This is a genomic window from Bordetella ansorpii (genome assembly GCF_900078705.1).
In the GTDB taxonomy this organism is placed as follows: Bacteria; Pseudomonadota; Gammaproteobacteria; order Burkholderiales; family Burkholderiaceae_B; genus Bordetella; species Bordetella ansorpii_A.
Genome location: NZ_FKIF01000006.1, coordinates 1,088,829 through 1,111,375, shown reverse-complemented (window position 1 = coordinate 1,111,375; position 22,547 = coordinate 1,088,829). Strand labels below are relative to the sequence as shown.

Here is a 22,547-nt window from a genome sequence, read left to right as displayed (position 1 = left end):
ACGAATTTCCCATCTGTGCGCCAGTCCGTAAGCTGTGTTCCTGACATCGCTTTGCGGAAAATGCGACATGCGTGAACGTTTCGAATGTGCCCTGTTGGTGGCGCCCGGGGGGGCGGCGGGCAATGCGCCCTGGGCACAGCCCGAGCTTTCCGGCGAGCGGCTGCGGCTGCAGGCCCATGCGTTGGCGGAATGCTCGGCGCCCGACGCCGATCCGGCGTCTCTCATCGCCGCCGCCGCGCTGCATCTGCAGCGCTACGACGCGTGCCTGTTGCCGGTCGAGCCGTCCACCTTGCCGTGGGTGCGCCTGGCGCTGTTGCGCGCTCAGGGGGTGCTGCGCACACCGGTGCTGGTGCTGTCCCACGAGGTCAAGGCGCCGGCATTGGCCGATCTGCTGGCGCTGGGCGCGGCGGATTTCCTGCGCGCGCCCTTGTGTGCCGAGGAATTGCGGGCGCGGCTGCTGCGCATCGTGGCGCGGCGCGGCATGCGGCCCGAGCCCACGGTGGGTGACGCGGATTTTCCTGCGTCCGAGGGCGATGCCTGGCAACGCCTAGCGGTGCAAGAGGCCATGCCGGCGTATCCGCGCGGTGGCAGGGCGGAATACCGGCCGATGCCGCCGCATGTGCTGCCGGGCCTGGCGGTGCGTGCCATGCCAACGGGCGCCTATCCGCGCGGTCATGTCGGATCCCGGCGCCTCACCGACGATGGCGGCTCTGTTTGCGCCATGGCTCGGCCAGGCGCGCGGCGGCATGACGAGACGGCAGAGGCGAAAGCACCGGATCCCGTCTCCAACGAACCCTTCCGGCAGGCCAAGGCGCGCGTGGTCGATGGCTTCGAGCAGGATTATCTGCGGCAGGCCTTGCAGCGGCACCGAGGCAACGTCGCGCAGGCGGCCAAGGCCTCGAACAAGCATCGCCGCGCGTTCTGGGCGCTGATGCGCAAGCACCGCATCGAGGCGGCGCCCTATCGAGTCACCCCGCAAGCCCGGGCGACGTGACGTTCCGGTCGATGGCCGTGCCGGGGCCGTTTGCGCGGGTCAATCGCCTACGCATGCCGGGCCGGCCGGGGGCCAGGCAGCAGGTCTTGACCAGGGCAGTAAAATCACCGCTTCAGAATCCAAAGGTTTCCCGTGTCCTTCCCCACCCTGAAAAACGATGTGTTCCTGCGCGCGCTGATGCGCCAGCCGGTGCCTTACACGCCCATCTGGCTGATGCGCCAGGCGGGGCGGTATCTGCCCGAATACAACGCCACGCGTGCGCGTGCGGGTTCGTTCATGGGGCTGGCGCAGAATCCGGCATATGCCACCGAGGTCACGCTGCAACCGCTCGCGCGTTACGACCTGGATGCCGCCATCCTGTTCTCCGACATCCTGACGGTGCCCCACGCCATGGGCCTGGGCCTGGATTTCGTTGCCGGCGAGGGGCCGCGCTTCGCGCACCCGGTGCGCAACGAAGACGACGTGGCGCGCCTGGCCGTGCCCGACATGGATTCCCTGCGCTATGTGTTCGATGCCGTCACCAGCATCCGCCGCGCCCTGGACGGCAAGGTGCCGCTGATCGGTTTCGCGGGCAGCCCCTGGACCATCGCCTGTTATATGGTCGAAGGCCGTGGCAGCGACGACTACCGGCAGATCAAGTCGATGCTATATGCGCGCCCCGACCTGCTGCATCGCATGCTCGAGATCAACGCCGAAGCCACCCGCCAGTATCTGAACGCACAGATCGCGGCGGGCGCGCAGGCCGTCATGCTGTTCGACAGCTGGGGAGGCGTACTGGCCGACGGCTTGTTCCAGCAATTTTCGCTGGCCTACACCCGCAAGGTGGTGGCCGGGCTGGCGCGCCGGCACGAAGGCGAGGACATTCCGGTCATCGTGTTCACCAAGGGCGGCGGCATCTGGCTGGAAGAGATCGCCGCATGCGGCTGCAATGCCGTGGGCCTGGACTGGACGGTCAACCTGGGCCAGGCGCGCCAGCGCGTGCAAGACACCGTGGCGCTGCAAGGCAATCTCGATCCCATGACGCTGTTCGGCGGCGCGCAGGCCGTCCGCGCCGAGGCGCGCCGCGCGCTGGAGGCTTTCGGGCGGGTCGGGCAGGGGGGGCACGTCTTCAACCTTGGGCACGGCATTTCGCAATACACCCCGCCCGAGATGGTGGCTGAATTGGTCGACGAAGTGCATACCTACAGCCGCCGCTATCACGCCAAGTAAGTGGTTGCTTCGTCGCCCGCGCGCGGTGCGGGCCTGTCGCCGGGCATCGAGTTGTGCACAAATTTGGCTTGGATCGGATCAGCGCATCGAACCTGCGGCGCAGTCTTGGAAATTCCCATAACGCCATGATTAATATAGGGAAAACAGGAATTTGCAAGAATACATGCAGTCGTGCTAGCAACAAGTGTTGCCTAAGATTAATGCGGCGCGGCATGTTTTCCCCAATGTTATCCACAGGCTTCCCGGCCCAGTTTTCCCGCTGGAACAATCACTGAACCGCGCCGGTCGCTTAGCGGCCACATCCAGAATTCACTTTAAGTTCGGCCTGCCTGTCGCCGCCTCCTTGGACCCCATGATCGAACTGGTTTCTCCCGACTGCGCCACCTTGGCGCCCGCCTCCCGATGGGTGCGCGTGGCGCTGGACGTGCCGTTGCCGGGCCCGTTCGATTACCGCTGCAACGAACCGGTGGAAGTCGGCCTGCGAGTGATCGTGCCGTTCGGTCGCCGCAAGCTGGTGGGTGTGGTCGTCGAGTTGCCCGATGCGCCCGCCATCGACGTGGCCCAGGTAAAGGACGTCGAACAGGTGCTGCGTGATCTGCCGCCTTTTCCCGAGCGCTGGTTGAAGCTGGCGCGATTCGCGGCCGACTACTACCAGCGTCCACTGGGCGAAGTGATGCTGCCCGTGCTGCCGCCGCCGCTGCGCAAGCCGTCGGCCTACCAGGGCAAGCGTTCGGGCCTGGGGCCCGTCGCGCGGCGCGATGCGCGCAAGTCTCGCGGGGCCGGCACAGCGGCCGCGCCCGACCAGGCGCCGGCCCTGAACGACGAGCAGCAGGCGGCCGTCGATGCCATTTGCGCGTTGCAGGCTTTCAAGCCCGTGTTGCTGCATGGCGTCACGGGCAGCGGCAAGACCGAGGTGTACCTGCGCGCCGCGCAGCGGGTGCTGGCGGCTGGCCGGCAGGTGCTGTTGCTGGTGCCCGAGATCAACCTGACGCCGCAACTCGAGAACGCGCTACGCGCCCGGCTCGAATCCATCATCGGGGCGGATGCCGTGGCCGTGCTGCACAGCGGCCTGGCAGACGGTGAACGCATACAGGCCTGGGCGGCCGCGCAGCGCGGCCAGGCGCGCATGCTGCTGGGCACGCGCATGGCCATCTTCGCGCCCATGCCCGAACTGGGCCTGATCGTGGTCGACGAAGAGCACGATCCCTCGTACAAGCAGCAGGAAGGCCTGCGCTATTCGGCACGCGATCTCGCGGTATGGCGCGCGCACGACCTGGACATCCCCGTGGTGCTGGGCTCGGCCACGCCCGCGCTGGAGTCCTGGCACCACGCCGAACGCGGCCGCTATCTGCGCCTGACGCTGAATAACCGCGCGCGCGCCAGCAGCCTGCCGCGCGTCCGTCTGGTGGATACGCGGCGCCTGCAGATGCAGCAGGGCCTGTCGCCACAACTGGTCGAGGCCATCGGCCAGCGGATCGAGCGAGGCGAGCAGGCGCTGGTGTTCCTGAACCGCCGCGGCTATGCCCCGGTGCTGCATTGCAATTCGTGTGCCTGGGTCAGCAACTGCCCGCGCTGTTCCGCGTTCACGGTGCTGCATCGTGGCGCCGGTGCGGGGGGCTATCGGCTGCACTGCCACCATTGCGGCTATCAGGCACAGGTGCCGCGCGCCTGCCCCGAGTGCGGCGACCAGGACCTGAATCCCATGGGCCGAGGCACGCAGCGTGTCGAGGAACACCTGGCCGAACTCTTCCCGCAGGCGCGCATCTCGCGCATCGATGCGGACAGCACGCGCCGCAAGGGCAGTGCGCAGGCCCTGTTCGCCGCCGTGCATGCCGGCGAGGTCGACATCCTGGTGGGAACACAGATGGTGTCCAAGGGGCACGATTTCGCTCGGCTGGGGCTGGTGGGCGTGATCAATGCCGATTCCATGCTGTTCGCGCAGGATTTCCGCGCCCCCGAGCGCCTGTTCGCCCAGTTGATGCAGGTGGCTGGCCGTGCCGGCCGCCATACCGCGGGCGGTGAAGTCATCATTCAAACGGGCTATCCCGAGCAACCGGTCTACCAGGCCTTGGTGCGGCACGACTACGCGGGCTTCGCGCGCCACTCGCTGCAGGAACGCGAAGAGACCGGCCTGCCGCCGTTCGCCTATCAGGCCCTGCTGACCGCCGAAGCCCGCGAACTGGTCCAGGCGCTGGCGTTCCTGCAGCGCGCCCGCGACGTGGCCGACGAGGCCGATCTGCCTGCGCTCGATCTCGTGACGCGGTACGATCCCGTACCGTTGCGCGTGGTGCGCGTGGCCCACGTCGAAAGGGCCCAGTTGCTGGTGGAAAGCACCAGCCGCCCCGCGTTGCAGGCCTTCCTGACCGCCTGGTCCGCCTGGCTGCCGCACGTGGCGGCCGAGTCGCGCGTGCGCTGGCAACTGGAAGTCGATCCCCTGGAAATCTAATTCACGCGATGAGCGCTCCTGAACCCACTTCCGTACCGGCCGGCCTCAATCCCGCGCAGCGGGCGGCGGTGCTGTACCTGGACGGTCCTTGCCTGGTGCTGGCCGGCGCCGGCAGCGGCAAGACGCGCGTCATCACCCAGAAGATCTCCTATCTGCTACGCGATTGCGGCTACATGGGCCGCAACGTGGTGGCGCTGACGTTCACCAACAAGGCCGCGCGCGAGATGGCCGAACGCGTGAAGACGCTGGTCGACGGCAAGCTGGCGCGCGGGCTGACCATCAGCACCTTCCACGCGCTGGGCGTGCGTTTCCTGCGCGAAGAATCCGCCAGCGCCGGCTTGAAGCCCCAGTTCTCGATCCTGGATTCCGACGATGCCATGTCCATCATCCAGGAGCTGCTGCAGACCACCGACAAGGGCCGTCTGCGCGAGGTGCAGTCCATCATCTCGCTGTGGAAGAACGGCCTGATCGACCCTGACGAGGCGGCCAAGGTGGCCAACACGCCCACCCAGGTCGAGGCCGCCATCGTCTTTCGCAGCTACGCCGCCACGCTCACGGCCTACCAGGCGGTGGACTTCGACGACCTGATCCGCCTGCCCGCCGAGATCCTGGCCAGCAACGAAGCCGTACGCACCAAATGGCAGAACCGCGTGCGCTATCTGCTGGTGGATGAATACCAGGACACCAACGTGTGCCAGTACCGGCTGGTGCGGCTCTTGACCGGCGACCGCGCCATGTTCACGGCCGTCGGCGACGACGACCAGGCCATCTACGCCTGGCGCGGCGCCACCGTCGAGAACCTGGCCAGGCTGCCCAGCGACTATCCCCAACTGAAGCTGATCAAGCTCGAACAGAACTACCGCTCGGTGCAACGCATCCTGGCCGCGGCCAACAGCGTCATCGAGCGCAATCCCAAGCTGTTCGACAAGAAACTGTGGTCCGACCTGGGCTGGGGCGAACCCATCACCATCTCGCCCATGGATGGCGACGAGCACGAGGCCGAGTCCATCGGCATGAAGATCTCGGCCTCGCGCTTCGAGCGCAAGAACAACTGGAAGGACTTTGCGATCCTGTACCGCAGCAACCATCAGGCGCGCGTGCTGGAACAGGCCCTGCGCAACCTGAAGATTCCGTACACCATCTCGGGCGGGCAGAGCTTCTTCGACAAGGCCGAAGTGCGCGACATCCTGGCCTACCTGCGCCTGTTGGCCAACGAGGACGACGATCCCGCTTTCATCCGCGCGGCCACCACGCCCAAGCGCGGCATCGGACAGGGCACGCTGCAGACGCTGGGCACCTATGCCTCGCAGCGGCATATCTCGCTGCTGTCGGCGGTGGGCGAGACCGGCCTGGAATCCCTGCTGCAGCCGCGCCAGCTCGAGCCGCTGCGCACCTTCGCCGATTTCATCATCCGCATGCAGTGGCGCGCCGGCAAGCCGGCCGCCACGGTCGAAGACGCGCGCCCGCGCGAGGCCGCCGGTCCGTTGCTGGACGATCTGCTGTCGGCCATCCAGTACGAACGCTATCTGTACGACATGTTCGACGAGAAGCCCGCGCAGACGCGCTGGCAGAACGTGCTGGAACTGGTCAGCTGGCTCAAGCGCAAGGCCGAGGAAGACGACATGGCCCTGGTCGACCTGGTGCAGCACGTGGCGCTGGTGACCATGCTGGAACGTGGCGACGAGGAAGAGCCCGACGCGGTGAAGCTCTCGACCCTGCATGCATCCAAGGGCCTGGAGTATCCGCACGTCTATCTGGCCGGTGTCGAAGAGGGCTTGCTGCCGCACCTGGGCAAGGAAGACGACGACACCGGCGATCCCGAACGGGCGGCCGAGAACCTGGCCGTGCGCATCCAGGAAGAACGCCGTCTGATGTATGTGGGCATCACGCGCGCCCAGCGTACCCTGCACCTGAGCTGGTGCCGCCGGCGCCGCCGTGCACGCGAGGACCGCGTCTGCGAGCCCTCGCGCTTCATCGACGAAATGGGCCTGGAGCAGGCCAAGCCGCAGGAAGACGAAACCACGCGCGCCATGAGCCCCAAGGAACGCCTGGGGATGCTCAAGGCGCTGTTGAACAAGCCTTCCTGATCCAGGAAGGAAAGCCCTGCGGCGAGCCCGTGGCCCGCCGCCTGCGGGCTCAAGCCAGTTCGCGCAGCAGCAGATTCCAGAACCGCACACGCATTTCCAGCGTGGACACCAGGATGTGCTCGTGCAGCGTGTGCGCCCCGTCGCCATCCGCGCCCAGCCCGTCCAGCGTGGGCACGAAGGCCGACGTGAAGTTGGCATCGCTGCCGCCGCCCGTCATCGGCGCGTCCTCCAGCACGAAGCCGGCCTGTTGCGCATAGCCGCGCGCCAGATCCAGCAGCGCCGTCACGGCGGCGTCCTTCACCATGGGCGGGCGGTTCAGTTCGACGTCGATGTCCAGCTCCATGTCCGGGCCCACGGCGCACAGCTCGCGCATGCGGCGCAGCACGTCCTGCGCGGCGCCCATGTCCGGGACACGGAAATCGGCCACGCAGTTGCACAGCGCCGGCACGGTGTTGGTGGTGGTGCCGCCCTCGATCGTGCCCACGCTGACGGTGACGCCGCGTTCATAGTCGGTCATGGCCTCGAGCGCCAGCACCTGGTGCGCCATTTCGCGGATGGCGCTGCGGCCCAGCTGGTGTTGCACGCCGGCATGCGCGGCGCGGCCCTTCACGCCCAGGCGCAGCATGCCGGTGCCCTTGCGGGCGGTGACGCACTTGCCGCCGTTGGCGCGCGCCGGTTCGCACACCAACCCGTACCTGGCGTTGCGGGCGTGGCGTTCGGTGTGTTCGCGCGAAGCGTGGCTGCCGGTTTCTTCGTCGGGCACCATCAGGAAATCGACCGGCAGCCGGGTTGCGCCGGGCGTTGCCAGGCCGGTCATGGCCGACAGTGCCAGATACAGGCCGGCTTTCATGTCGTAGCCGCCGGGGCCGTACAGTTTGTCGCCTTCGATGCGGATCGGGTTGGCGTCCAGCGTGCCGATGGGATGCACGGTGTCCAGGTGCGCCAGCACCAGGATGCCGGGGCGCTCGTCGCCCGCCGCGCGGTTGGTGGCATACACCAGCGGCCCCGTGCGCGGGCCCAGCGGGGTCAGTTCCACGCGCAAGCCCAGGCTGCTGGCGAAAGCCGCGACGATCTCGGCCATGGCGGCGACGCCCGCGGGCGAATTCGTGGGGGACTCGCAGCGCATCCAGTCCTGGATGCCGTCGACCAGCCGGGCGGTGTCGGGTAGCGTGCTCATTGATGTGCCTTCTTGAGATATGTCGCGGGTGTCGCCTGCGGGCGGCCCGCCATCGAGGATTCAGCCCGCCGCCAGGCGTGCCATCGTATCGGCGTCCGGCATGCCGCCGTCGAACCACAGGCTGGCGCAGACGGCCGACATGGCGCGGCCGTCATGGCCGATGCCGGGCACGCTTCGCAGCGTCCAGTTGCAGGGTACGCCGCGGCGCGCGGCCTCCGCACGGCCGGCTTCCAGGTAATGATGCGCGCGCGCATGGCGGTGCTCGCCCTGGCGCAGCGCGGCCGGTTCGGCGGGCAGGTACGGTCCTTCGGTGGCGATGTCCTGGTCGCCCGCCAGGATCTGCAGGGGATAGGCCAACAGGCGCTCGACGTGCGCGTCGGTCAGTCCGACCTTGCCCAGGCCTTCGGGGAAGGGCAGGTCCAGGGTGGGCAGGCTGTACCAGCCCGGATTGCCGATGGCCACGGCATGGTAAGGCTCGGACGATTGGCTGCTCAGCAGGCGATGCACGAACTGCCCGCCGCCGGCATGGCCGAACAGGTAGACCGCCTTGCAGTCGCTGATCTCGCCCGCGCGCAGGTCGGCCAGCACGCGGGCCGGCAGCGCGTAGGCCCAGCCATCGACATGGCGCGGATTGCCGCCCGCGCTGAAGACACGGCCATTCTCGTAGCTTTCGGGCCCTGGCCAGATCGCTTCGGAGAAGGTCGGCGCCACGATCAGCAGCTTGTGCCGGTCTGCGGCCTCTATCCAGTAGTCGCGGTAGTCGGCGCCGTTGCGCAGCACGCCATGTTGCACGATCACCACCGGCCGGTCAGCGGTGTAGCCGTACGGACGGTAGGTGTGCAGCGTGAACGGGCGATCCGAGTTGCGGTCATCGTCCACGTAGGCGATGGCGTTGCGGCCGGCATGGCCCAATTCGAGGGCGATGCGGTCGGCGTTGGAAAGATCCAGAGGGTTCATCGGTCTTGATAAGCGTGCAGGGAGTGGCGCGTGTGTCGGCCAGCGTGGCAAGAGTGTACGTCCGGGCACGGACGCCGTGCGCACGGACCGTGGCTTATGCGATGGGCCGCGCCAGCCGCACCACTGTCACGCCGGGCCGGGGCTGGCCCAGCGACGGCATGATCAGCACGCAGTTGTCGTAGGGCGTCAGCACTTCCTCGTCGTCGTTCCAGCCGATCAGCGTGCCGGCCGACGGCAGGCATTCCAGTCCCTGCCAGGGCTGGGCGAAGCGGAAGTTCTCGTTCTTGCGGGCAATCGCGTGCGTGACTTCCAGCGCCTGCCGGGACGGGGCGTCCGGCATGAACCAGCCGCCGGGCAGTTCGGCGCGGTCGAACGCGCCCGAGGCCGCCAGGAAGCGCGCCATCTGGTCGATGGCCACGTCACGCGCGGAGGGGGCGCCGTGGAAGCCGCATTCGATCAGCAGCGAGCGCGTGCCGTTGTCGCCGGGTTCGCCGAAACGGCCGTAGTCGCGCATGCGCACCCCTGCCGCGTGGCCGGCATCCGCGATGACCTTGGACGGGGTGCCCAGTTGCAGGCCCAGTTCGATGTTGCGCGGCAAGAGACCGGTCAGTTGCAGCGGCACGTCGGAGTTGCTCATCGAATGGATGTCCAGCAGCCAGTCGGCCTGCTCCACCCAGGGACGAAGTTCGGCGGCGCGACGGCGTTCCTGCGTGGACGGATCGGCGAGCTTGTCGGCGCTCCAGACGCGGTTCATGTCTTCCTCGACCAGGCGCGAACGCATGTATTGCTCGGGATCGAAGCGGTCGAAGGCGGCCAGATTGCAGAACGCCAGCGTCAGTTGGCCGCGGCGGGGCCGAAGGCCACTGGCCAGGAATGTCTTCAGGGCCCAGGCGCCGCACAGTTCATTGCCATGGACCAACGCGCTGATCATGACATGGCGGCCGGGCACGCCGGAGTCGAAACACCAGACGCCGGGGGTATCGGTATTGCCGATGCGTTCGGCCGACAGGTCGGGACAGGCCAGCTCGAAAGGGCGGAGAGGGGCGGACATGGAGGCTCCGGAACTGCGTGGATGTTGGGCCGGGTCGGTTGGCCGATGGCAAGCGGCTGCCCCGGGGCCGGGAGGACCCTGGCGCAGCACGTGCCGTTCTGAACATGGAGCCATTCTAGTGCGCTGTCCCAGGGATATTCCGTGCCGGCGTATCGATGGGACGGCACACCGGGCCGGCGGCGTCCCGCCGCAAGGCGCGATGCCTGCGTCTCGCACCTTGCGGGTTCCCCCTTTGGCGGGTCAGGCACGCCATTTGCTGAAAGGCGTGAATCCGGGAACGTCCGACCAGCGGTCTTCCGGACTGGCCGCCGACAGGCGGTATTCCACGATTTTCATGCGACACGATGGAGGGGTTATGCGATCGATCATTCTTTGGATGCTGGGTGTACCGATTCCCGTGATCATCCTGCTCGCCTTGTTCTGGCACTGAGCGGACCCAAACGCATATCCAAGAGGAAAACAACATGAGCACTGTCACTACCCCCATGGCTGGCTATGCGCCGGCCGGCGTGGTCTCCAACGGCTCGGCCGTTTCCTGGGGCGCCGTCATTGCCGGCGCGGTGATCGCGGCGGCGCTGTCGGCCATGCTGCTGGTCGGCGGATCGGGACTGGGTTTCCTGGCCATGTCGCCGTGGAAGCAGGAAGGCGCCTCGGGCGGCGCACTGGCCATCGGCACCATCGCCTGGCTGCTGGTCACGCAGGTCGTCGCCTATGGCGTGGCCGGATACGTGGCTGGCCGGTTGCGCACCCGCTGGACCGATGCGGCGGCCGACGAGATCTACTTCCGCGATACCGCGCACGGCTTCCTGGTGTGGGCGCTGAGCGCCGTGCTGGCGGTGGCGATGCTGGGCGCGGCGGCAGGTTCGCTGCTGAACACCGCGGGCCGCGCGGCCGGCGCGGTGGCCGGGTCCGCGGGGGGCGCCGCAGCGGCGATGGCGCAGCGCAGCGAACGCCCGGACATGCCTGGCTTCTCGCTGGACTACTTCACGGACGCGTTGCTGCGTCCCGGCGACGCGGCGCCGCCGGAAACCAACGGCGATCCTCGCCGTGAAGTCGGCCGCATCCTGGCCAACAGCCTGTCGGAAGGGAAACTGTCCGATCAGGACCGCGCCTATCTGGTGAAGCTGGTGGCGCGCCGCACGGGCGTGGACGAGGCCACGGCGCAGCAACGCGTGGACCAGTTGGCCGGCCAGGCCCGCCAGGCCGTGGCCCAGGCCGAGCAGAAGGCGCGTGAAGCGGCCGATGCCGCCCGCAAGGCAGCCGCCGTGTTTGCGCTGTGGGCGTTCGCCTCACTGCTGATCGGTGCGTTCGTTGCCAGTTGGACGGCGACCTGGGGCGGCCGCGCACGCGACCGGTAAACCCCGAGTTCCCCCCTGTCGCCGGATCCTCGGGCCGCCACGATCGGATGCCCGCGGGGCGGCCTTTTTCTCGATTCCAGGGTGACGATGATCATGGCGGATGGACGGAACCGGGCGTGGATGGCCGAGCGCGGCAGGGCGCAGCTGCGCGACTGCCTGGAGCGATCGGCGGATGGCGAGCACGCGGGCGCGGCATTGAAGCGCCTGGTGGATGCGGGCTGGGGCGATCTGCCGATGCCCGCCTCGGGACGGACGCTTGAGCGTTGGGCGGTGCTGGCGGCGGTCGGTGAGCATGACCTGGTCCTGGCCAAGCTGCTGGAGAGCCATGCCGACGCCCTGGCCATCCTGAACGAGCTGCGCGGTGCGGCCTGTGTATCGCCTGGTCAGACCTGGGCAGTGTGGTGCGCGGAGCCGCCCGATCACCGGCTGGAATTCCGCCATGGGGGGCACGAGGGCGTTGCCTTGCATGGCGCCAAGGCATGGTGTTCCGCCGCGCAATGGGTCACGAATGCCGTGGTCAGCGGCTGGAACGGCCATGGCGAGCCTTGCCTGGCGGCAGTGGACATGTCGCAGCCCACGGTCCGCGCTACCGCGCGGGGCTGGCATGCCGTGGGCATGGCGGGCACCGCCAGTGGAGACGTCCAGTTCGATGGCGCTCGCGCCATCGTCCTGGGTGGACCTCGTGCCTACACTGAGCGGCCGGGCTTCATGCATGGCGCCGCCGGCGTGGCGGCCTGCTGGTATGGCGGGGCGGTGGGCATCGCGCGCCATCTGCATCGGCTTGCCCAGCGGCGGCCGGATGATGTGTTCGCGCAGGCCCATCTGGGGGCGGTGGACGTGGCGCTGGCGCAGGCCGCCAGCCTGTTGCGCGAGGCCGCGTCGGATATCGACGCCCGCCCTTTCGATCGCTGTACGGCAGCGGTGCAGCGGGCTCGCCTGGCAGTCGAAGCCGCCGTGCAGGCCGTGCTGGAACACGCGCCGCGCGCCCTGGGCGCCGGGCCGCTGTGCAAGGATGCCGGCCTGGCGCGCCTGTTCGCCGATCTGCCCGTCTACATCCGCCAGAGCCATGCGGAACGCGACCTCGCGGCGCATGGCAAGGAAATGGCCATGAAGCCCGCGGAGCAGGCATGGACGCTGTAATGCCACGGCTTATTTTTGGGGAAGGGACCGCCGAGTCCCGCTGGCAGGCATGGATGCACTCCCATCCCGTAACGCTCGCGGATGCGGCGGCGTTGCTGCAGGACAGCCGCACCGTACACGTCGTGGCGCCGCATCCCGATGACGAGATCCTCGGATGTGCAGGCCTGCTCCGGCTATGGCATGCGTTGGGGGCCGCGATCCACGTCCTCGCCGTCACGGATGGCGAAGCCAGCCACCCCGGTTCGCGCCAGTGGTCGCCCTCGCAACTGGCGGCCGTGCGCGCGCGCGAGAGCGAGCAGGCGTTGGCGGCATTGAACGTGCCGGTCACCCGGACACGCCTGTCCTTGCCGGATGGCGGTGTCGCGGCCCGCGAACAGGAGCTGGTGGAGCGCCTGTCCCAGCGGCTGTCGCCCGGCGACCTGCTCATCGCGCCATGGCGCCTGGATGGTCATCCCGATCACGAAGCGGCGGGCAGGGCGAGCCGAGAGGCCGCGCGCGCCAAGGCATGCCGGTGTTTCGAAGCGCCGATCTGGGGGTGGCATTGGGCCGACCCCGAGGACGGCAGCTTCCCTTGGCAGCGGGCGGTGGCGGTGCGGCTGGGCGAGGACGACCTGCGCGCCAAGCACCGTGCCGTCGCGCAGTTCCGCAGCCAGCTCGAGCCCGATCCCAGCACGGGGAATGCACCGATCCTGCCTGGATTCGCATTGGCTCGCGTGTTGCGCTGCTTCGAGGTGCTGCTGAGATGACCGACTTCGATGCGATGTACCGCCGCCAAACCGATCCTTGGCGATTGCGGACGGATTGGTACGAGCGCCGCAAGCTGGACCTGCTCATGGCCTGTCTGCCACGGGAACGCTATGGGCTGGCCCTGGATCTGGGATGCGGGGAAGGCGAGGCCTCGCGCCGCCTGGCCGGCCGGTGCGAGCGGGTATACGCCATCGACGGGTCGGAGGCCGCCGTCGCGCGATGCCGCCAGTGGATCGAGCAATCGGGCAGCACGCACGTCAGTGCGCAGGCGTTGCAACTGCCGCGGCAGTGGCCCGCGGGCACCCTGGAATCGACGGATCTGATCGTGGTGTCCGAGTTGGCCTATTACCTCGACGATCACGACCTGGATGTCTTCGTAGGCCAGTGCCTGCGCTGCCTGGCGCCAGGAGGAGATTGGGTGATGTGCCACTGCACGGAAGATTTCCATGACCGCCGCCAGGCGACCTCGCGCGTCCATGCGCGAGTGGACGCATTGTCGGGATTCGGCCGGATCGTCATGCATGAGGACGCACGGTTTCGCCTGGACGTCTGGCGCAAGCCGGGAGGCACGGCATGATCGGGATCTGTATTCCGGCACATGATGAAGAGGACTACATCGACCGCTGCCTGGCGTCAGTGGTGGGCGCCTCGATCCATGAGGGCTTGAACGGAGAGCCCGTCGAGATCGTGGTGGTGCTGGATGCCTGCGGCGACGGCACGGCGGAACGGGCCAGCGCCTGGGGCGTCACTCTGCTGCCGGTGCAGCACCGCAACGTAGGCGTGGCGCGTGCCGTTGGCGCCACCCACCTGATCGCGGCGGGAGCACGCTGGTTGGCCTTCACGGATGCCGACACGCTGGTCTCGGAATCGTGGTTGACGGATCAGTTGGCCCTGTGCGCCGAGGTGGTGTGCGGAACCGTTGGCGTCATGGATTGGGACAGCCATGGCATGCATGCCGAAACGGCGCGAGCCGGGTTTCTCGCCGCTTACCAGGACCGGGAGGGGCACCGGCATGTGCATGGGGCCAACCTGGGCATCGACGCGCAGGCCTATCTGCGGATCGGCGGCTTCGAGGCGCTGGCCTGCAGCGAGGACCAGGCCTTGGTGGATCGCTTCGAGCGGGCGGGGACGGTGATCGCATGGTCGGCTCGCCCCAGGGTCACGACCAGCGCGAGAGCCTATTCCCGCGTGGCGGGGGGATTCGCCACGACACTGCGGCGGGCCTGGCGCGGCGATGCGGACGACGCCGACCGGCCCTCCGACGAGGTGCTGCGCCTGCCCGCCTGACCCAATGCGGTTGCCGCAGAGCGGACAAACAAACGCCCCAAGACCGAAACAGCGGTCTTGGGGCGCCTGCCTTACTGCGGCTTCAATACTGCGCAACGGCTACTGCTTCAAGCCCGGATACTGCTGAACATCGACTGCGACAACGCCAGGCTTGGGTACTGCGGAAAACAACGACTGCACTTGCGGGTACTTCAACTCAGGCACTACCTCAGGCACTGCACGACAACAACTGCACGACATCGGGGCGCCATGTCCGGGCAGGTGCTGCTCGCGGGGACATGGCGGGCGGCGCGGGTGAGGCCGGGCCGCGTGACCGTCGGGACGTGGTTGGACCGGGCTGGGCGGGAGATCGGTCGCCGCCCGGCACGCACGTCGGGACGGCTTACCAGTGCGAACCGCTGAAGCGCGCGTTCTGGGCGCGGGCGCGGTTCATCGTTTCGTGGACTTCGTCAAAAAAGGCGAACAGATTGCCGATCGCGCGGGCAACACCCGAAACGGCGGACATCAGCACGTTCTGGGCACGCAGGGACGAAGGGTTTTCCATTGCGCCACGCAGCAGGTCACGTTCCAGCGCATCGGTCAGACGGCTATTGGTGTTCAGGCTCAGGTCGCTCATGGTGTACTCCAGTTGGTCTATCAGTAGAAACGATTATAGGGATAACCCTAGATCGAGCGCAAGCAGAATTTAGGGGAAAACCCTAGGTGTGGCAAAAATGCACTTTTCCACAGGCGAGCCAGCGGCGTTTCCACGATGAGCAGGAGTGGCGCAGTCAAACTTTATCCAAGAAAATCCTTTATGAATCATTGGGTTATTGGATATTGGACGGTGGCCTTGGAGTGTCGCGCGCCTGGAACAGGGCCGTGTGTGCGGCAGGCAACCCCTGGATTTGGGGCGTTGGCCGGACCCCAGCCCGTCCATCCGTTGACCAAGACTTGTCATCTGCCGGTTATCCGCTGCCCAGCCGCCAAGCCGTGGCCAGAGGGGGCGCGCTGTCGGTCAGCCGTTGCGGATGCGCCGGGCCGCATCGGCCAGTTCACCAGCCGTCAGTCCGATAGGCCCGACGCCGGCCTCGACCAGCCGGTCGGCGGCGGCGCCATGCAGCCAGACGGCGCCGGGTACCGCCTGGTCCAGGGGGATGCGTTGCGCGAACAGGCTGCCCATGATGCCGGCCAGCACGTCCCCCGTGCCTGCCGTGGCCAGGCCAGGATTGCCGGTGGTGTTGATGGCGCAGTGCCCATCCGGGCGGCACACCAGCGTGCCGGCGCCTTTCAGCGCGATCCACGCGGCGTAGCGGCGGGCCAGGGCCTGTGCCGCCTCGGGGCGGCTGGCCTGCACGTCGGCGGTGGTGCAGCCCAGCAGCCGGGCGGCTTCGGCGGGGTGGGGCGTCAGCGCCACGGGCGCCTGGCCCCATTGCGCGGCTACCGCGCCCTGGGCCAGCAGGTTCAGCGCATCCGCGTCCAGCACCATCGCGGCGTCGCCGCGCCGCGCGAACAGGGCCGACAGCGATCTGACGGCCAGCGGGCCGGTGCCCAATCCGCAACCCGCCACCCATGCCGTGATGCCCAGGGCGCCGTCGGCGAGCAAGTCGTCCGCGACACGCAGCATCAACTCCGGTTGCATGGGGTCGCAAGCCAGGGGCGGACCTTCTTGCGCGAAGCCTACGAATACCTTGCCCGCCCCCGTGCGCAGCGCGGCGCGCGCGGCCAGCAGCGCCGCACCTGCCATGCCGGGCCCCCCGCCCAGCACGGCCAGCGTGCCGTGCGTTCCCTTGTGCGAGTCGTCGGCGCGTGCGGCGAACAACGCGGGCAGGTGTTCGCGCAGGATGGGGGCGGGCGCAGTGTTCATGGGCTGATACGTCGGGCGGGCAGGCGGTGGACGATCCCTCTATAGTGCCTGATGTGGGGGCTTGGCCCCTACGCCGGGCTTCGGCGGGATGGCGCTTCAAGCGGCGCCGCCCCGCGCAGGGCGCTCGGCGTCGAAAAACCTCTCCCGCGTTCCGGCGTGCGGCGAGAAAAGAAAAATGCGGGCCATGGCCTGCAACATATCCAGGAGACCAACGATGCTCAATCCCGAGCTGGATCACTACGCCCATTACCAATCGCTCAAGTTGCGCCGCCACCCGCACGGCGTGCTGGAGGTCATCATGGGATCGCCCCAGCATCAGCCGGGCCGCCTGTCCACGGCCGATGACCGCATGCATCGCGAACTGGCCGACATCTGGCGCGACATCGACACCGATCCCGACACGCGCGCGGTGGTGCTGCGGGGCGAGGGCAAGGGCTTTTCCGGGGGCGGCGACCTGGACCTAGTCCAGCAGATGGCCGATGACTTCGAGATCCGCGCCCGCGTGTGGCGCGAGGCGCGCGACCTGGTCTACAACGTGATCAACTGCGGCAAGCCCATCGTGTCGGCCATGCATGGCGCGGCGGTGGGGGCGGGGCTGGTGGCGGGCCTGCTGGCCGACATCTCGATCGCCACGCGCGACGCGCGCATCATCGACGGCCACACCCGCCTGGGCGTGGCGGCCGGCGACCATGCCGCCATCGTGTGGCCCCTGTTGTGCGGCATGGCCAAGGCCAAGTACTACCTGCTGCTGTGCGAGACGGTCAGCGGCGAAGAGGCCGAGCGCATCGGCCTGGTGTCGCTGTGCGTGGACGAGGCGGACCTGCTGCCGCGGGCATTCGAGGTGGCCAATCGCCTGGCCACGGGTTCGCAGACGGCGATCCGCTGGACCAAGTATGCGTTGAACAATTGGCTGCGCCTGGCCGGTCCCAGCTTCGATGCCTCGCTGGCGCTGGAGTTCATGGGCTTCGCGGGACCGGACGTGCGCGAAGGGATTCAGTCGCTGCGCGAGCGGCGGCCGCCGAACTTCACGTCGAACGCGCCGTTCTGAAGCGGGCGCGGTGCTTGAGCGGACGCCGCGCACCTGCGCGCCGTCCGGGCGTCCGGCCCGAGCTCCCGGACCCGTGCAGCGGCCGCCGTGCCGGCGGCCCGACCCGCTATTTCTTCTCGAAGAACTTGGCGAACGCCTGCTGCGCTTCCGGCGAGGCCAGCCGTTGGCGGAACGCATCCGCTTCCACCGATAGCGTGTCGTGCAGCGCCGCGCGGTCCGCGCGTCGCATCAGCGACTTGCTGGCGCGCAGCGAACCGGCGGGCAGCGCGGCCAACTGCGCGGCGGTGGCCTGGGCCGCCGCCAGTGCGCCGCCCGCCGGGGTCACGCTGGTGACCAGGCCCGCCTCGCAGGCTTCGCGCGCATCGATGGCCTTGCCCAGCAGCAGCCATTGCGCTGCTTTGCGGGCGCCCGCCAGCCGCGCCATCATCAGGCTGGAGCCGCCTTCCGGACACAGGCCCAGCGACGTGAAAGGCATGCGCAGCGTGGCGTTGCCGGCCGCATGCACGAAGTCGCAGTGCTGCAGCAGCGTGACGCCCACGCCGATGGCGTAGCCTTCGACCGCCGCGATCACCGGCACGTCCAGGTCGATCAGCGCGCGCAGGAAGCCCAGGCCCGCGCTGTCGCCCGCCGGCCGATGGGGCTGCGCCTGGAAGTCGCGCAGGTCGTTGCCCGCCGTGAAGTGCGCGCCCGCGCCGGTCAGGATCACGGCGGCCAGGCCGGGATCCTCGTTGGCGCGCTTCAATTGCGCGGCCAGTTCGCCGTAGGCGGCCAGGTGCAGCGCATTGCGGCGGTCGGGGCGGTCGATGGTCAGCGTCAGCACCGCGCCTTCGCGCGTGCTGACGACACCCGTGTCTTCTGCCGGCGCGTTCACCAGAAGGCTCCGTTGGCCAGGCGCGCGCGGGCGGCCGTGTATTCGCCATGCAGCCGCGCCACGATTTCGCCTGCCGGCAGCACGCTGTCGATGGCGCCCACGCCCTGGCCCGCGCCCCAGATGTCCTTCCAGGGCTTGGTGCGCGAGCTGCCGAAGTTCGACGCGCCGGCCTCGGGCGAGGGCAGGGCCGCGGGGTCCAGGCCCGCCGCGACGATGCTGGATTTCAGGTAGTTGCCCGGAATGCCGGTGAAGAAGGGGGTGTACAGGATGTCGGAGGCGCTGGCCTCGACGATGGCCTGCTTGTAGCCCTCGGCCGCGTTGGCTTCGGCACTGGCGATGAAGCGCGTGCCGATGTAGGCGAAGTCCGCGCCCATGGCCTGCGCGGCCAGGATGGCGTCGCCGGTGGCGATGGCGCCCGACAGGATCAGCGGGCCGTCGTAGAAGCGGCGCACTTCGGATACCAGCGCCAGCGGACTCAGCGTGCCGGCATGGCCGCCCGCGCCCGCGCACACCAGGATCAGGCCGTCCACGCCCGCTTCCAGCGCCTTCTCGGCGTGGCGCAGCGTGGTCACGTCGTGGAAGACCTTGCCGCCCCAGGCGTGCACCCCCGCCACCACATCGCCCGGCGCGCGCAGGCTGGTGATGATGTAGGGCACCTTGTGGCGTTCGCACGATTGCAGGTCGTGCTCCAGCCGGTCGTTCGAGGTATGGATGATCTGGTTGACCGCGTAGGGCGCGATCTTGCGTTGCGGCTCGGCCTCGCGCAGCGATTGCAGGCCGCCGTTGATTTCGTCCAGCCATTCGTCCAGCAGGCTTTGCGGGCGGGCATTGAGGGCCGGGAACGAGCCCATGACGCCGGCCGCGCATTGCGCCAGCACCAGCTTGGGGTTGGACACGATGAACATGGGCGAACACACCACGGGCAGCGTCAGGCGGGCGTACAGGTCCGTGACGGTGGCGGGACGGGCGGAAACGGCGGGTGTACTCATGCAAGCTCCTCGACAAGGGACGGGGATTGTCCGAACGCGGCGGGCCGTCCTATAATTATCTACCGGTCGTCCGGTAATTAAATCGCTCCACAAATTTAACGGCAGGCTCCGTCGCGCTGTCAATGCGCGAAAAGCTCGATCCTCATGGCAGAACCGTCCCCTTCTCCCCGCCGCGGCCGTCCTCCCACGCTGGAGGCCCCGCGCGAACGCATCCTGGCCGCCGCGGCCAGCCTGTTCGCCCAAAGCGGGTACGAGAACAGCTCCATCGCCGACCTGGCCGGCCAGTTGGGCGTCTCCAAGGCGGCCATCTACCACTACTACCAGACCAAGCAGGACATCTACGACGCCATCATCCTCGAAACCATCGAGGGGCTGTCGCAGGCGGTGCGTTCGGCCACCTTCCAGGCCGAGCCGGGCCTGCCCAAGCTGCGCGCCTTCATGCAGGCGCACGCCGGCTTCTTCGAGCGCCACCACGCCCAGTTCGTCACCATGCTGATCGGCTATTCCGGCATGGCGTTGCCCGAGCGCGCCGACGCGGCTCGCCTGCGCGACGGCTACGAGGCCCTGCTGCGCGAAGTGCTGGCCGAAGGCGTGGCGCAAGGCCATTTCCGGGCCGTCGACGTGGCGGCCACGGGCCGCGCGGTGCTCTCCATGCTGAACTGGATGGTGCGCTGGTACAAGCCCGGCCAGGGCGACAGCGCGCAGCGCATCGCCGAGGGCTATTTCGATCTGATCACCAACGGCCTGCGTCCCTGACGCGGGCTCTTCTTTCTTCTCTTGATTCGCCAGGAACCCCGATGGCTCTGGACAACGAAACCCTGACCCTGCTGCTGGACGCGGTGCGCCGCTTCGTCAACGAACGCCTGGTGCCCGCCGAGGACGAGCTGGCCTCCACGGGCGCCATGCCCGAAGGCATCGTCCAGGAGATGCGCGAACTGGGCCTGTTCGGCCTGTCGATCTCGCCCGACTACGGCGGCCTGGGCCTGACCATGGAAGAGGAGGTGCGCGTGGTGTTCGAGCTGGGCCAGACCTCGCCGGCCTTCCGTTCGCTGGCGGGCACCAACATCGGCATCGGCTCGCAATCCATCGTGATGAGCGGCACCGACGAGCAGCGCAGCCACTACCTGCCGCTGCTGGCCAGCGGCGAGGTGATCGGTTCGTTCGCCCTGACCGAACCCGAGGCCGGTTCGGATGCCATGTCGCTGCGCACCAGCGCCGTGCGCGACGGCGACCACTACATCCTGAACGGCACCAAGCGCTTCATCACCAACGCGCCCATCGCGGGGCTGTTCTCGGTCATGGCGCGCACCTCGCAGGAACGCGGCGCGGATTCCATTTCCTGCTTCCTGGTCGAGGCCGGCACCCCGGGCCTGACGCTGGGCAAGCCCGACAAGAAGATGGGGCAGGCCGGCGCGCTGACCTGCGACGTGGTGTTCGAGGATTGCCGCGTACCCGCTTCCAGCCTGCTGGGCGGCAAGGAGGGCACGGGGTTCCGCACCGCCATGCGCGTGCTGGACAAAGGGCGCCTGCACATCTCGGCGCTGTGCGTGGGCATCGCCGAACGCCTGGTGCGCGACGCGGCCCGCTATGCGTTGGAACGCAAGCAGTTCGGCCAGCCCATCGCCGATTTCCAGCTGGTGCAGGCCATGCTGGCCGACAGCCAGACCGAGCTGTATGCCGCGCGCTGCATGGTGCTGGACGCCGCGCGCAAGCGCGACCGCGGCGAGAACACCACGCTGGAAGCGGCCTGCTGCAAGCTGTACGCCAGCGAGATGGTGGGCCGCGTGGCCGACCGCGCGGTGCAGATCCACGGCGGCGCGGGTTATATGGCCGAGTACGCGGTCGAACGCTTCTACCGCGACGTGCGCCTGTTCCGCATCTATGAAGGCACTTCTCAGGTGCAGCAGGTGGTGATCGCGCGCGAAGTGCTGAAAGCCCATCGCTGAAGCGTTTTCACGGCTGGTGCCCCCATTGTGTCCGGGGGGCACAAGAACGTGCGCAAAACGGAACATGCCGGGCGGTCCGCGCGGCTAATATGGTCGATTCCCTTTCTCAGACAGTGCCTGAATCATGTCGCAACGCTCCGCTCCCCTGACCGGCATTCGCGTGCTGGACCTGACCCGTGTGCTCGCCGGTCCCTGGTGCACCCAGAACCTGGCCGACCTGGGCGCCGAGGTCACCAAGATCGAGCGGCCCGGCGCGGGCGACGACACGCGCGAGTGGGGGCCTCCGTACCTGAAGGACGAGCACGGCAACGACACCACCGAGGCGGCCTACTATCTCTCGGCCAACCGCAACAAGCTGTCGGTGGCGCTGGACATCGCCACGCCGCGTGGCGCCGAGCTGGTGCGTGAACTGGCGGCGCAAAGCGACGTGCTGGTCGAGAACTTCAAGGTGGGCGGCCTGCGCAAGTATGGCCTGGACTACGACAGCCTGAGCCAGATCAATCCGCGTCTCATCTACTGCTCCATCACGGGTTTCGGCCAGACCGGCCCCTACGCCAGCCGTCCCGGCTACGACTTCATGATCCAGGGCATGGGCGGCCTGATGAGCATCACCGGCGAGCGCGACGACCTGCCTGGCGGCGGTCCGCAGAAGGCCGGCGTGGCCGTGGCCGACCTGATGACCGGCATGTACTCCACCGTGGGCATCCTGGCCGCGCTGCACGAGCGCGCGCGCAGCGGCCTGGGCCAGCACCTGGACATGGCGCTGCTCGACTGCCAGGTGGCCATGATGGCCAACCAGAACCTCAATTTCATGACCTCGGGCAAGGCGCCGCGCCGCGCCGGCAACGCGCACCAGAACCTGGTGCCGTACCAGGTGTTCGCCGCGCGCGACGGCCACCTGATCGTGGCCGTGGGCAACGACAGCCAGTTCCGCAACTACAGCCGCGTCATCGGCCTGCCCGAGCTGTCCGCCGATCCGCGCTACGCCACCAACCCGCAGCGCGTGCAGAACCGCGACACGCTGGTGCCCTTGCTGGCCGAGCGCATGGCCACCGGTGAGCGCGACAGGTGGCTGGCCGAACTGGAAGCCGCGGGCGTGCCCGCCGGCCCCATCAACACGCTCGACCAAGTCTACCAGGATCCGCAGGTGCTGGCACGCAACATGCGGCTGGAATTGCCGCATCCCACCGCGGGCAAGGTGCCCATGGCGGCCAGCCCGCTGAAATTCTCCGGCAGTCCCGTGCAGTACCGCCACGCGCCGCCCATGCTGGGCCAGCACACCCGGCAGGTGCTGCAAGAGCGCCTGGGCCTGTCCGAAGACGATATCCAGGCGCTGGCGCAACCGCGGGCCTGAGGCCCGCGCGCCAGCCGCCATCCAACCATAGAGAAGACGA

At 68.4% G+C, this 22,547-nt stretch carries 20 protein-coding genes; 13 read left to right on the top strand and 7 right to left on the bottom strand.

The features are described 5' to 3' along the window. Nucleotides 1-67: 67 nt before the first annotated feature. The 4 genes from A6745_RS29395 (at nt 68) to A6745_RS15500 (ending at nt 6,736) form a co-directional block, all read left to right on the top strand. Nucleotides 68-994 (top strand): helix-turn-helix domain-containing protein, encoded by a 927-nt coding sequence (locus tag A6745_RS29395; RefSeq protein WP_066128595.1) that lies wholly within the window; start codon nt 68-70, stop codon nt 992-994. Nucleotides 995-1,126: 132 nt separating this feature from the next. After that, nucleotides 1,127-2,203, top strand: coding sequence for a uroporphyrinogen decarboxylase (hemE, locus tag A6745_RS15510; RefSeq protein WP_066128591.1), 1,077 nt, complete (start codon nt 1,127-1,129; stop codon nt 2,201-2,203). Between the two features lie 352 nt (nt 2,204-2,555). Continuing rightward, entirely contained in the window at nt 2,556-4,649 is a 2,094-nt protein-coding gene (locus A6745_RS15505) for a primosomal protein N' (RefSeq protein ID WP_066128588.1), read from the top strand. A gap of 8 nt (nt 4,650-4,657) precedes the next feature. Further along, nucleotides 4,658-6,736 carry a UvrD-helicase domain-containing protein gene (locus tag A6745_RS15500; protein ID WP_066128586.1) on the top strand — a complete coding sequence of 693 codons (2,079 nt, stop codon included), beginning with the start codon at nt 4,658-4,660 and terminating at the stop codon, nt 6,734-6,736. Between the two features lie 49 nt (nt 6,737-6,785). On the opposite strand, the gene A6745_RS15495 is transcribed toward A6745_RS15500, so the two are convergent. The 3 genes from A6745_RS15495 to A6745_RS15485 all read right to left on the bottom strand — a co-directional run bounded on the left by A6745_RS15495 (nt 6,786) and on the right by A6745_RS15485 (nt 9,921). Further along, a complete protein-coding gene (locus A6745_RS15495; RefSeq protein WP_066128583.1) occupies nt 6,786-7,913 on the bottom strand; it encodes a M20 family metallopeptidase in 1,128 nt (375 codons plus the stop codon). Nucleotides 7,914-7,973: 60 nt separating this feature from the next. Further along, complete coding sequence (locus A6745_RS15490) at nt 7,974-8,870, bottom strand: hydrolase (RefSeq protein WP_066128578.1); 897 nt, start codon at nt 8,868-8,870, stop codon at nt 7,974-7,976. A 94-nt stretch (nt 8,871-8,964) separates the two neighbouring features. Next, nucleotides 8,965-9,921, bottom strand: a complete 957-nt coding sequence (locus A6745_RS15485; protein WP_066128574.1) for a M14 family metallopeptidase — start codon at nt 9,919-9,921, stop codon at nt 8,965-8,967. A gap of 464 nt (nt 9,922-10,385) precedes the next feature. Here A6745_RS15485 and A6745_RS15480 point away from each other — a divergent pair, with 464 nt between their 5' ends. The 5 genes from A6745_RS15480 (at nt 10,386) to A6745_RS15460 (ending at nt 14,453) form a co-directional block, all read left to right on the top strand. Then, nucleotides 10,386-11,279 (top strand): hypothetical protein, encoded by an 894-nt coding sequence (locus A6745_RS15480; protein ID WP_231886010.1) that lies wholly within the window; start codon nt 10,386-10,388, stop codon nt 11,277-11,279. 87 nt (nt 11,280-11,366) lie between these two features. Continuing rightward, nucleotides 11,367-12,419, top strand: a complete 1,053-nt coding sequence (locus A6745_RS15475; protein ID WP_231886028.1) for an acyl-CoA dehydrogenase family protein — start codon at nt 11,367-11,369, stop codon at nt 12,417-12,419. Between the two features lie 53 nt (nt 12,420-12,472). After that, a complete protein-coding gene (locus tag A6745_RS15470) occupies nt 12,473-13,165 on the top strand; it encodes a PIG-L deacetylase family protein (protein ID WP_231886009.1) in 693 nt (230 codons plus the stop codon). After that, nucleotides 13,162-13,743: a class I SAM-dependent methyltransferase gene (locus A6745_RS15465; protein ID WP_066128565.1), complete on the top strand. Its 582-nt coding sequence runs from the start codon at nt 13,162-13,164 to the stop codon at nt 13,741-13,743. Before A6745_RS15470 ends, A6745_RS15465 begins: the two co-directional genes overlap by 4 nt. Then, nucleotides 13,740-14,453, top strand: coding sequence for a glycosyltransferase (locus A6745_RS15460; protein WP_066128562.1), 714 nt, complete (start codon nt 13,740-13,742; stop codon nt 14,451-14,453). Before A6745_RS15465 ends, A6745_RS15460 begins: the two co-directional genes overlap by 4 nt. A gap of 382 nt (nt 14,454-14,835) precedes the next feature. On the opposite strand, the gene A6745_RS15455 is transcribed toward A6745_RS15460, so the two are convergent. Further along, on the bottom strand, nt 14,836-15,069 hold the full coding sequence (locus A6745_RS15455) for a hypothetical protein (protein WP_066128559.1): 234 nt from the start codon (nt 15,067-15,069) through the stop codon (nt 14,836-14,838). Nucleotides 15,070-15,450: 381 nt separating this feature from the next. Continuing rightward, complete coding sequence (locus A6745_RS15450) at nt 15,451-16,299, bottom strand: NAD(P)H-hydrate dehydratase (RefSeq protein WP_066128553.1); 849 nt, start codon at nt 16,297-16,299, stop codon at nt 15,451-15,453. Between the two features lie 214 nt (nt 16,300-16,513). Between A6745_RS15450 and A6745_RS15445 the strand changes: the two genes are divergently transcribed. After that, nucleotides 16,514-17,347 (top strand): enoyl-CoA hydratase/isomerase family protein, encoded by an 834-nt coding sequence (locus tag A6745_RS15445; protein WP_066128549.1) that lies wholly within the window; start codon nt 16,514-16,516, stop codon nt 17,345-17,347. 106 nt (nt 17,348-17,453) lie between these two features. Here the strand turns inward: A6745_RS15445 and A6745_RS15440 are convergent, their stop codons facing one another. Both A6745_RS15440 and A6745_RS15435 read right to left on the bottom strand, forming a co-directional pair. Continuing rightward, nucleotides 17,454-18,218, bottom strand: coding sequence for an enoyl-CoA hydratase-related protein (locus A6745_RS15440; protein WP_066128546.1), 765 nt, complete (start codon nt 18,216-18,218; stop codon nt 17,454-17,456). Further along, a complete protein-coding gene (locus A6745_RS15435; protein WP_066128543.1) occupies nt 18,215-19,207 on the bottom strand; it encodes an NAD(P)H-dependent flavin oxidoreductase in 993 nt (330 codons plus the stop codon). Before A6745_RS15435 ends, A6745_RS15440 begins: the two co-directional genes overlap by 4 nt. A gap of 144 nt (nt 19,208-19,351) precedes the next feature. Here A6745_RS15435 and A6745_RS15430 point away from each other — a divergent pair, with 144 nt between their 5' ends. The 3 genes from A6745_RS15430 to A6745_RS15420 all read left to right on the top strand — a co-directional run bounded on the left by A6745_RS15430 (nt 19,352) and on the right by A6745_RS15420 (nt 22,507). Next, nucleotides 19,352-19,963, top strand: coding sequence for a TetR/AcrR family transcriptional regulator (locus tag A6745_RS15430; protein ID WP_066128537.1), 612 nt, complete (start codon nt 19,352-19,354; stop codon nt 19,961-19,963). A gap of 41 nt (nt 19,964-20,004) precedes the next feature. After that, entirely contained in the window at nt 20,005-21,153 is a 1,149-nt protein-coding gene (locus tag A6745_RS15425) for an acyl-CoA dehydrogenase family protein (RefSeq protein ID WP_066128536.1), read from the top strand. Nucleotides 21,154-21,277: 124 nt separating this feature from the next. After that, a complete protein-coding gene (locus A6745_RS15420) occupies nt 21,278-22,507 on the top strand; it encodes a CaiB/BaiF CoA transferase family protein (protein WP_066128532.1) in 1,230 nt (409 codons plus the stop codon). Nucleotides 22,508-22,547 lie beyond the last annotated feature (40 nt).

What these genes read in the sequence shown, in the direction of transcription:
- A6745_RS15455 (WP_066128559.1), bottom strand. Translation starts at nt 15,069, where the DNA reads ATGAGCGACCTGAGCCTGAACACCAATAGCCGTCTGACCGATGCGCTG.
- A6745_RS15450 (WP_066128553.1), bottom strand. Translation starts at nt 16,299, where the DNA reads ATGAACACTGCGCCCGCCCCCATCCTGCGCGAACACCTGCCCGCGTTG.
- A6745_RS29395 (WP_066128595.1), top strand. Translation starts at nt 68, where the DNA reads ATGCGTGAACGTTTCGAATGTGCCCTGTTGGTGGCGCCCGGGGGGGCG.
- A6745_RS15460 (WP_066128562.1), top strand. Translation starts at nt 13,740, where the DNA reads ATGATCGGGATCTGTATTCCGGCACATGATGAAGAGGACTACATCGAC.
- A6745_RS15470 (WP_231886009.1), top strand. Translation starts at nt 12,473, where the DNA reads ATGCACTCCCATCCCGTAACGCTCGCGGATGCGGCGGCGTTGCTGCAG.
- A6745_RS15495 (WP_066128583.1), bottom strand. Translation starts at nt 7,913, where the DNA reads ATGAGCACGCTACCCGACACCGCCCGGCTGGTCGACGGCATCCAGGAC.
- A6745_RS15480 (WP_231886010.1), top strand. Translation starts at nt 10,386, where the DNA reads ATGAGCACTGTCACTACCCCCATGGCTGGCTATGCGCCGGCCGGCGTG.
- A6745_RS15445 (WP_066128549.1), top strand. Translation starts at nt 16,514, where the DNA reads ATGCTCAATCCCGAGCTGGATCACTACGCCCATTACCAATCGCTCAAG.
- A6745_RS15500 (WP_066128586.1), top strand. Translation starts at nt 4,658, where the DNA reads ATGAGCGCTCCTGAACCCACTTCCGTACCGGCCGGCCTCAATCCCGCG.
- A6745_RS15490 (WP_066128578.1), bottom strand. Translation starts at nt 8,870, where the DNA reads ATGAACCCTCTGGATCTTTCCAACGCCGACCGCATCGCCCTCGAATTG.
- A6745_RS15425 (WP_066128536.1), top strand. Translation starts at nt 20,005, where the DNA reads ATGGCTCTGGACAACGAAACCCTGACCCTGCTGCTGGACGCGGTGCGC.
- A6745_RS15420 (WP_066128532.1), top strand. Translation starts at nt 21,278, where the DNA reads ATGTCGCAACGCTCCGCTCCCCTGACCGGCATTCGCGTGCTGGACCTG.
- A6745_RS15505 (WP_066128588.1), top strand. Translation starts at nt 2,556, where the DNA reads ATGATCGAACTGGTTTCTCCCGACTGCGCCACCTTGGCGCCCGCCTCC.
- A6745_RS15465 (WP_066128565.1), top strand. Translation starts at nt 13,162, where the DNA reads ATGACCGACTTCGATGCGATGTACCGCCGCCAAACCGATCCTTGGCGA.
- A6745_RS15435 (WP_066128543.1), bottom strand. Translation starts at nt 19,207, where the DNA reads ATGAGTACACCCGCCGTTTCCGCCCGTCCCGCCACCGTCACGGACCTG.
- A6745_RS15475 (WP_231886028.1), top strand. Translation starts at nt 11,367, where the DNA reads ATGATCATGGCGGATGGACGGAACCGGGCGTGGATGGCCGAGCGCGGC.
- A6745_RS15485 (WP_066128574.1), bottom strand. Translation starts at nt 9,921, where the DNA reads ATGTCCGCCCCTCTCCGCCCTTTCGAGCTGGCCTGTCCCGACCTGTCG.
- A6745_RS15430 (WP_066128537.1), top strand. Translation starts at nt 19,352, where the DNA reads ATGGCAGAACCGTCCCCTTCTCCCCGCCGCGGCCGTCCTCCCACGCTG.